We start from the raw sequence: 9,606 nt of genomic DNA on the forward strand, positions 1-9,606 counted from the left end.
GGGGAATCATTCCTGAATGTCACCCACAAATATTTTACTCACACTTTTTCTAGTCAGCGACCTTGTTTTCAAGACAGAACAGTCGACTTCCTGTTGCTGCCTAATGGGACGGGCCGGACGCTTCCCCTAATTCCCCGCGCCGCTCTAAGTAATGATACAAAGCGCCGAGCAAGTTCGCATCGTTTTTGAATTGGCACGTCTCCACCACTGGCTGGACTTTGGCAATGGGAACGAGCGACAATAACACCGAAAGCCGCTTGTTGATTTCGTCGACGAAATCGGGGCGGCTGCTAATGGCCCCGCCCAAAATGATTTTTTCCGGGTCATATGCGTACTGCAAGTTAAAAATCCCTTGGGCCAATGAAAAATAAAACCGGTCAATGGCCTTTTGCGCGGCTTCATCGCCGCTCTCGGCCAGCGCAAATACTTTTTCTCCGTCCAACTCCCTCTCCGGCATCCCCTTTTCCTCAGCCGCCATCCGGATCAACGCGCTTGTCGCCGCCAGTTCGCTCCATGTTTTGCATTCGATCCTTCCGTTCTCATAGCGGACATCCATCAACATATAGCCAAATTCCCCGCCGTGCAAATGCGCCCCTTTATGGATGCGTCCGTCTTTCACGATCGCCCCGCCAATGCCGGTGCCGACAATGACAAAGGCGATGTCGCGGCAGCCCCGGCCCGCCCCCTTCCATAACTCGCCAAGCGCCGCGCAATTCGCGTCATTTTCCATCTCTACCGGCAGGCCCGTTGCCCCGCCGAATACGTCTTTAAAGTTGGGACCGTGAATACAAGGCAAGGCGCTGCTTCCGCCGATGACGCCGATGTCGCTATCCACGCTTCCTGCGGAACTGATCGCAATGCCGGAAAGTGGATAGTTGGCCTGCGCCTGGCGGACGACGTTAAGCAAGTCATCGCGAAATTGATGAAAGTCATGCCGCTCCGAACGGTAACGCCCCTTTTCGAAAAAGTCGCCATGCTCGTTCATGACGGCATGTTTGACATATGTGCCGCCAATATCAAAAACGATATAGTAACGCACCGATGACGCCTCCTTCGTTTTTTATCTTTCCTCTCTTCTAGCTCCATTCGGCTTAGCTGTTTCTCCGCTTTTATGTATTCGCCGTCGGTCCATCCGCTCCTCCCCGCTGCAAGGAAAGAGGCCGCCCCGTTAGGCGGGGGCGGCTCGCCATCATCATCGTTCATATCCCATTGACAACGCCTTTTGCGCATTGCGAACATCGTTGTGAAGGAGCTGGACGAGATCGTACGCTGGATAATCACTTCGTTCATACATATAGTTGAACGCTTTTTCGTGCGTGTCAATGGCTTTAAGCAGATGTTTGACAAACGTTTTGCGCAGCACCGGCGTCGCCGCCTCGGTAATGGCAGCAGCATAATTACGCACTGCCGTTTTTGAAAAGCCAAGCAAGTCGCCAGCGTGCAAGGCGCGGTCGCCATCATCATGGTCGCGGCTTTCTTCCATCATCGGTGCCGCCGGAATGAAGGCAAGCAGCTCGCGCAAATTCGTTTCCAGCCCTTGAATCGTCTCAAGGTACAATCCTTTTAATTCAGGACAGTCGATTTTGCCGACCGCCTTTTTCATTTTTATGAGACCGTTTGCTTGAAAAGCGATCAGTTCATGCAACTCCAACGTTTCATGCCAAGCCAAATGGCGATGACCGTACGTATCATTCATTTTGTTTCCTCCTTGTTTTATTTTTCCATTTATTGTATATGCCCACTAAGGAGAAACGGTCACCGTTGTACAAGACATCCGCATCAGCAAAAAAGCGCTTCGCGAAATGCGAAGCACCTTCCATATCATCATTACAGCCAATCCCCGCCATCAAATCCATCGCCGCCATCAAACCAATCATCCACGTCCAACCCGTCAGCGACATCATCGATCACATCGTCAAGCAACTCTTCCGCCACCATTCCCGCCAACATCCCGGCCGCAAATCCTCCAATGGCGCCAGCCCACCCATGTCCGCCATGATGCGAATGATGGACGGGTGGATAATGGCCAACTGGATGGCTATAAATAGGCGAATGCGGCGTTGCCAACGGATGCCCGCTCAGCTGGCCGAACGCCCCGGCCGCCCACACCGCCTCTTCGATGGCTTCCCGAAGCAGACGGGCTGCCGTCGCCGAATCGCGAAGCTGTTCGTGAGTGATCAACAGCTCCCGTTTCATTTCGCGTTCCCCGCCAAAGCCGTGGCGGACGTCGATCTCCATATACAAACGCACCCCTTCTCCCTCGACAAGGGCAAAAAACTCGACTTCTTGGACGATCCCTTGAAATTCGCTCGTCGGGAAGAACGAAAATTCCTGGCCATGCGGCGTAATGCTTCCGGATGTCGCTTTCTCCCGGAATCCCAGGGCGGCCAAAGCGGAAAACACTTGCTCCAAGGCCGTCGGCGGCAAAATGTGAATGGCGTCTTGGTCATATGCATCCGCCCCATCGGCAATATCGAGCCGGGTGACGAACGTATAACGGACCGTTGGGCGGCTGATCGGCAAATGGAGCGGCAGTGCGTACGAAAACGGGAGCACTTTCCGCTCACCGGGCTGAATCGTAAACGAGGAAGCGACCGGGATCACCGCTGCGGTTCGGCGATATGCCTTTCCTTCCGCGTGCACCTCCAATTGCAATACGACATCTAGGTTCCGAATGTGTTGGGCGACCGAACCACCTTCCAGCAAAAATTCCCCTTCCAACGTTTCACCAAGGCGCACATGAGGGCGATGCAGCACGAGATCCACTTTGGCAGCGCCAATGCCGAATTTCGATAAAAACTTTTTCCACATCGGACCTCTCTCCTTTTTCATCAACCTATTTTCACATTTGAATTACGAACGAGCCGCCAACATGGTGTCACCGAAATAATTTGATCAACCCTAGGACAATCAACACAACCCCAGGCAGCATTGTCGCCTTTTTCATGATTCCCGTTTTCGACACCATGTACCCCAACGATAAGCCGACTCGGATGAACATGAGAGTAAATACGCCAACCAACAGGGAAAACGAAAGCGGCGGGAAATGCAAAAGCGACGAACTGATCCCGGCGCCAAATGAATCCATCGACAAAGCGATCCCGATCAACAACGCTTCTTTTTGGCTGATCGTGCCTGAACGATCAAGATCCCCAAGTTCAGGCCGTTTCAATACTTGAACAGCGCCGCTGAATCGGTTAGCCTCCCCTGTTCCATCACATTCCATAGAGGAATCGCTTCCGTCTCCCTTTGGCTTATAGACGTTATAAATCGCCCAACCGCCAAGCGCCATGAGAATGACTGAAGCAAGCCCTCTCTCGACTTGCAACGGCAAAACAAGCGCCAACAGACGGCCGATGTTCATGGACACAAACACCATCATTCCAGACATGCATGCAATAAGCGCCAACGAAAAGCAGGAAAAACGGACACCACCCATTCCATACGTAATGCCTACGCTCAAGCTGTCCATGCTCACGCTGAAAGCGAGCAAAATCATGGACACCCATAACCACATATGAATCCCCCCTGCCGTACAATATGCAATTCCGTACGGAGAGGGGACTTTCTTGCCATTCGACACGCATCGATTTCCGGGGAAATGTTTCCCCTTTTCTCGACATTATTCCCGCAAATGATACGGCAGCGTCGCAATGACAACATCTTTTTTCATGATCAAGAAAAAGCGCAAGATGATGGCTGTTTGGTTATGCAAAAATGTATGCCACCATTTTTTCACGATAAATTGCGGCAAGAGCACCGTCACCGGCGCGCGGTCTGCTTCTTTTTCCGCTTTCGTGATGTATTCTAATAATGGCGACAAAATGGTTCGGTACGGTGAATAGATGACTTCCAACGGAATGTCCGGATAAAACTTCTCCCACTTTTGCCGCAGCTTTTGTTCGTCTTTTTCGTCGAAAATAATCGACAGTGCCGTAATGTCGTCGGAAATGCTGCGAGCGTACTGAACGGATTGGGCGACCACTTTGCTGACGCCGGAAATGGGAATAATGACTTTTGGTTTCAACAGTTTCTCGCGCTGTTGCCACTCCCGTTCGTCAAGCCGCAATTGCTCGCCAAGTTTTTTGTAATGCTCGTGAATTCGGATGAACATCCAGACGAACAGCGGAATCGCCACGATAACGATCCACGCTCCTTGCGTAAATTTAGCGACCATCGTGACGAGCGTGACCATCCCGGTGACCACCGCTCCCGTTCCGACGGTGAGCAGCACGCCGAACTTCCGTCCTTCTTCCCGTTTCCATAATTTTTTAATCAACCCGCTCTGACCGATGGTAAAGGAAAGAAAGACGCCAACCGCATAAAGCGGGATGAGCGAATGAGTTTTGGCATGAAACGCGATGATCAATACGATCGCCAGCACGCTCAACAACATGATGCCATTGGAAAACACGAGGCGATCGCCCCGGGCCGCCAAGCTTCTCGGCAAAAAACCGTCCTTCGCCATAATCGACGTCAGCTGCGGAAATCCGGCAAAACTCGTATTCGCCGCGAGCACTAAAATGACCATCGTGGCCAGCTGAAACAAGTAAAACACAAGACCATTCCCAAATACATGACGCCCGATTTGCGAAATGACCGTTTGATGCTCGGTCGGAGTAACGCCGAATCCCGCCGCCAACACGGTGATGCCTAAAAACATCACGCCAAGCAATGCGGACATCCATCCCATCGTAATGGCAGCGTTTTTTGAACTGTCCGGCCGGAACGCCGGCACGCCGTTGCTGATGGCTTCGACCCCGGTCATCGCCGAACATCCCGACGAAAAGGCGCGCAGCAAAATAAACAAACTGTAACCGGACGCAAACATGTGAGCTGAGGAAGCATGCTCATGCATCGTAAACCCATGCCATCCTTCATGCCACAACTGCCACCCGCCGACAGCGATCATCACGAGAACGAAGCCAATGAACACATACGTCGGGTAGGCGAAAACTGTTGCGGATTCGGTAATGCCACGCAAATTGAGCACCATCAAAAACAAGACAAGGGCGACAGCGAGCTCCACTTTCCACGGCAGCAACCCCGGAAACGCCGATGTCAGCGCGGCGACGCCGGAACTGATGCTGACAGCGACCGTCAAAATATAATCGATCATGAGCGCCGCCCCGGCCACTAAACTAATTTTCGTCCCCAAGTGGTCGCGGGCAACGACATACGCTCCGCCGCCAGATGGAAACGCATAAATGATTTGCCGATACGACAACGTTACTAACAACAGCAGTACTAAAATCGCCACCGCGATCGGCAGCGAATAGAAAAAGACGCTTGTCCCTAATAAAGCAAGCACAAGCAGAATTTCTTCCGTCGCGTAAGCCACCGATGACAGGGCATCGGAAGAAAAAACGGCCAATGCCTTCCATTTGGGTAATTTTTCATGCTTCAACCGTTTCGTTTCCATCGGTTTCCCAATCAACAAACGTTTTAACGAAGCCATGCTTCCGTTCCTCCCAAAAGCATAAGAGTTGACTCATCGATTCAAAAGAAAAAACCGCTGAGGACGCACTCAACGGCTACAAATGTTCTAAAGCCATACTCGTCCCTCCCCAAAGCGCTTGCGAGGTTAGCTGTCGGGTTCGGGCTTGGAGAGATGCCCGTCCTTTCGGATTCACCCCTAGCAACGAGCGTTGCAACGATTGGGTCCCCCGCTCCATGCCGGATTCAGCGCATCGAATCAAGTGATTGTTGCTTCCATATGTTACCCCTTTTCTTGTCCCTCCGCCAACCTTGAAAAAGGAGGAAAACAGCGAGTTTTTAGGCTTTTGGGCTTATTTTTTCTTTATTATTTCCCCTTCGCTCACGCTCCCGACATTTTTCTGTTTTTCACTCATCCAATCATCATTTTCCCTTTCGGATAGCGGAACGGATCGGGCTGACGGCGCAGCGTGACCGCGTACGCGATCGTCAACGGGCCGACGCGGCCGGCAAACATCGTCAAGGCAATGATCACCTTTCCGAGCGGAGACAACTCCGGAGTCAGTCCCATCGACAGCCCGACGGTTCCAAACGCCGACGTCGCTTCGAATAAAATCATGAGAAAGTCTTTTCCGCGCTCGGTGATCGTCAGCACCATCGTCACAAACATGACGATAAACAGCCCGCTCATTGTCACGGTCAGCGACTTGTACACCGTATCGTACACGATCCGTTTCCGAAATAAAATGACATCCTCTTTCCCGCGGATTTGCGACCAAACCGCGCCGAGCAACGTCGTAAAGGTCGTGGTTTTGATTCCTCCGCCCGTCGAACCCGGGGAAGCGCCGACAAACATGAGAAACACGATCAAAAACAGCGTCGGTTGCGTCAAATCCGGGATGTTAAGCGTATTCGAGCCCGCCGTTCTCGGAGTGACCGCTTGGTAAAACGCGGACAAAAACTTGCCTGAGAGCGACAGCGGCCCCATCGTCTTCGGATTGTTCCACTCCAGCAGCAATATCAGCGCCATGCTGGCCAACACCAGCCATGCCGTCGTGATCACCACCACCTTCGTATGAAGAGACAGCCGCCGTGTTTGCCGGTACTCATACACTTCATTCATGACAATAAATCCGATGCCGCCCAGTATAATTAAAATCGGCACGACAAGGCTCACGACCGGATCTTCCACATAGCCGGTCAAACTGCGAAACTCGCCCATCAAGTCAAAGCCGGCGTTGTTAAAGTTGGAAATCGCATGAAAGAACCCAAAGTACACGGCTTTCCAAAACGGCATATCGAACGAGAAACGAATCGCCAACAGCAATCCGCCGATGCCCTCAATGACGACGGTAAAAACGAGAATGCGTTTCACGAGCCGAACAATCCCTTCGATACTCAGCTGATTGAGCGCCTCTTGCAGCAACAACCGCTCTTTCAAGGAAATCCGCTTGCCGAGCAAAAAGGCAAACAACGTAGCAAATGTCATAAATCCAAGCCCGCCCACTTGGATCAGCGCTAAAATGACCAGCTGGCCGAACAACGTGAACGTCGTCCCGGTGTCGACGACGACAAGTCCGGTTACGCACGTCGCGGAAGTCGCTGTAAACAAGGCGTCTAAAAACGGCAGCCCCCTTCCATCGACGGTCGCAACAGGAAGCGTCAACAGCAGCGCTCCAATCAAAATAATGAGTGCAAATCCGGACACGAGAATTTTCGGCGGATCAAAAAATTTGCCTTTCGAATTCATTGACATGGCTTACCCCTTTCTCTTCATCCAATCCCGTATCGTTGTGGATGATGCATAGAAAAAATATACCAAAAACAAGCTTGTTCGGGTACTCAAACCATTTTCATCATAGGCATTCTTTCTGCATAATAAAATGGATAAAGGGCGTGGCCACCGGCTTCAAGAATGTGGATGCATTGAAACCTTTTCCGTCTCCGTTCGTCTATATGAATGGCGAATGGCAGTCCGACTGGGGCCACACAAGCATTGAAGCGCGGAAGGGGGCTTGCACCAGTCCCATAAAAACATTCCATTGACTTTTGGCAACAGACGTATTATGCTACTTGACATGGAGACGTTCCGATGTAAAATCATGTAAGAATAAAATGTTTGTTGCTGTGGGCAACGGTTGTTGATATAAACATAGAAACATCGTTAAGAATACGAGGCAAAGGAGGAGAAGAGGACGTGAAGGCAATTTGGGAAAAATGGTTGAAAAAATGTCGTTCTCTCCCTAACCAATACATCGGCTTTTTTATTTTTGCCGTGCTCTTATTTTGGTTGAAGACGTACGCCGCCTATTTAGCGGAATTTAACCTTGGCATCAGCAACTCCATGCAGGAGTTTTTATTGTTCATCAACCCGATCAGCTCGGCGGTATTCTTCCTTGGGTTGGCGCTGTTGGCCAAGGAAACGCGTGTGTACAAATGGCTCATTATTATTAATTTCATCTTATCGTTCATTCTATACGCCAATATCGTTTATTATCGTTTTTTCAGCGATTTTATTACATTCCCGACGTTGACGCAAACGAAAAACTTCGGCGATCTCGGCAGAAGCATTTGGGAGTTGCTCCGCTGGTATGACGTGTTCTATTTCTTGGATACGATCATTTTGGCGGTGATCGTTTTCTCGAAGCGATTCTCGCTCCCGGAAGTGCAGGCCGGCCGATTCAAAAAAGGCGCCATTTTCGCTTCGGCCATTCTTATGTTCAGCATCAACTTGGCGCTCGCTGAGACCGACCGCCCGCAGCTCTTGACAAGAACGTTTGACCGCAACTATATCGTCAAATATTTAGGCGTGTACAACTATTTGATTTACGATGCGTTCCAAAGCATGAAATCATCGACGCAGCGGGCGTTCGCAAACAAAAGCGACATCACGACTGTGCTGAACTATGTGCAGGCGACGTATGCCAAACCGAACCCGAAATATTTCGGCGTGGCGAAAGGGAAAAACGTCATTTACATTCATTTAGAGTCGCTGCAAAACTTTGTGATTAACTATAAGTTGAACGGTGAAGAAGTCACCCCGTTCTTAAACTCGCTCACCCGCGATCCGAACACGTTCTATTTCGATAACTTCTTCCATCAAACAGGACAAGGGAAAACGTCGGATGCGGAGTTTATGCTCGAAAACTCGCTGTTTGGCTTGCCGCAAGGCGCTGTCTTTACGACGAAAGGACAAAACACGTATCAGGCGGCTCCGGCCATTTTGCACCAATACGGCTATACAAGCGCCGTCTTCCACGGCAACTACAAAACGTTCTGGAACCGCGATGAAATTTACAAGTCGTTCGGCTTTGACCATTTCTTTGACGCCAGCTACTACGATATGAACGATGAGGACGTCTTGAACTACGGCCTGAAAGACAAACCGTTTTTCCGGGAGTCGATCCCGCTGTTAGAAACATTAAAAGAACCGTTCTATGTGAAATTTATTACGCTGTCGAACCACTTCCCGTACCCGATCAGCGAGGAAGATGCGACGATCCCGCCGGCGACGACAGGCGACGGCTCGGTCGACCAGTATTTCCAAACGGCACGCTATTTGGACGAAGCAGTGAAAGAGTTCTTTGACTACTTGAAAAAATCGGGTCTGTACGACCGCTCGGTCATCATTTTGTACGGCGACCATTACGGCATTTCGGAAAACCATAACAAAGCCATGGCGCAAATTTTAGGAAAAGAAATTACGCCGTATGAACATGCGCAATTGCAGCGGGTGCCGCTGTTCATCCACGTGCCGGGCATAAAAGGCGGCGTCATGCACGAGTTTGGCGGCCAAATCGATTTGTTGCCGACGGTCTTGCACCTGCTGGGCATTGATACAAAAAATTACGTCCATTTTGGAACGGATTTGCTGTCACCTGAACATCAAGAAATCGTTCCGTTCCGCAACGGCGACTTTGTCACGCCGAAGGTGACAGCGGTCAACGGCAAGTACTATGACACGAAAACAGGCGAACCTCTTGAAAGCACGCCGGAAATTCAGCGGCTCGAACAAATCGTCCGTACGAAGCTTGACCTATCGGATAAAGTCGTCTACGGCGATTTGCTCCGGTTCTATACACCGAAAGGCTTCAAGCCGGTCGATCCGTCAAAATATGATTACAATAAATCGAGTAGGAGAGGGTGACTAACCCTCGTCCTCTCACACCA

8 protein-coding genes and 1 riboswitch are annotated in these 9,606 nt (G+C 50.8%); of the genes, 1 reads left to right on the forward strand and 7 read right to left on the reverse strand.

Annotation, left to right across the window (positions count from 1 at the left end; genetic code table 11):
* Positions 1 to 100: 100 nt before the first annotated feature.
* The 7 genes from ETR37_RS17545 to ETR37_RS17570 all read right to left on the reverse strand — a co-directional run bounded on the left by ETR37_RS17545 (position 101) and on the right by ETR37_RS17570 (position 7,186).
* On the reverse strand, positions 101 to 1,039 hold the full coding sequence (locus ETR37_RS17545) for an ROK family protein (protein ID WP_015373783.1): 939 nt from the start codon (positions 1,037 to 1,039) through the stop codon (positions 101 to 103).
* Positions 1,040 to 1,192: 153 nt separating this feature from the next.
* Complete coding sequence (locus ETR37_RS17550) at positions 1,193 to 1,696, reverse strand: spore coat protein (protein ID WP_129447591.1); 504 nt, start codon at positions 1,694 to 1,696, stop codon at positions 1,193 to 1,195.
* Positions 1,689 to 1,865 (reverse strand): hypothetical protein, encoded by a 177-nt coding sequence (locus ETR37_RS19275; RefSeq protein ID WP_155824518.1) that lies wholly within the window; start codon positions 1,863 to 1,865, stop codon positions 1,689 to 1,691. The genes ETR37_RS17550 and ETR37_RS19275 overlap by 8 nt, the downstream gene beginning before the upstream one ends.
* A complete protein-coding gene (locus ETR37_RS17555) occupies positions 1,828 to 2,811 on the reverse strand; it encodes a sporulation protein (RefSeq protein ID WP_014194671.1) in 984 nt (327 codons plus the stop codon). Before ETR37_RS17555 ends, ETR37_RS19275 begins: the two co-directional genes overlap by 38 nt.
* A gap of 67 nt (positions 2,812 to 2,878) precedes the next feature.
* Positions 2,879 to 3,517: a sporulation membrane protein YtaF gene (gene ytaF / locus ETR37_RS17560; protein WP_011229724.1), complete on the reverse strand. Its 639-nt coding sequence runs from the start codon at positions 3,515 to 3,517 to the stop codon at positions 2,879 to 2,881.
* A gap of 105 nt (positions 3,518 to 3,622) precedes the next feature.
* Positions 3,623 to 5,458 carry an APC family permease gene (locus tag ETR37_RS17565; protein WP_129447592.1) on the reverse strand — a complete coding sequence of 612 codons (1,836 nt, stop codon included), beginning with the start codon at positions 5,456 to 5,458 and terminating at the stop codon, positions 3,623 to 3,625.
* A gap of 100 nt (positions 5,459 to 5,558) precedes the next feature.
* Positions 5,559 to 5,698: riboswitch (cyclic di-AMP (ydaO/yuaA leader) on the reverse strand.
* Between the two features lie 150 nt (positions 5,699 to 5,848).
* Positions 5,849 to 7,186, reverse strand: coding sequence for a TrkH family potassium uptake protein (locus tag ETR37_RS17570; protein ID WP_129447594.1), 1,338 nt, complete (start codon positions 7,184 to 7,186; stop codon positions 5,849 to 5,851).
* Positions 7,187 to 7,633: 447 nt separating this feature from the next.
* Here ETR37_RS17570 and ltaS point away from each other — a divergent pair, with 447 nt between their 5' ends.
* Positions 7,634 to 9,583 carry a lipoteichoic acid synthase gene (ltaS, locus tag ETR37_RS17575; RefSeq protein ID WP_129447593.1) on the forward strand — a complete coding sequence of 650 codons (1,950 nt, stop codon included), beginning with the start codon at positions 7,634 to 7,636 and terminating at the stop codon, positions 9,581 to 9,583.
* Positions 9,584 to 9,606 lie beyond the last annotated feature (23 nt).

Source organism: Geobacillus sp. PK12 (assembly GCF_004123125.1).
Classification (GTDB): Bacteria; Bacillota; Bacilli; order Bacillales; family Anoxybacillaceae; genus Geobacillus; species Geobacillus zalihae.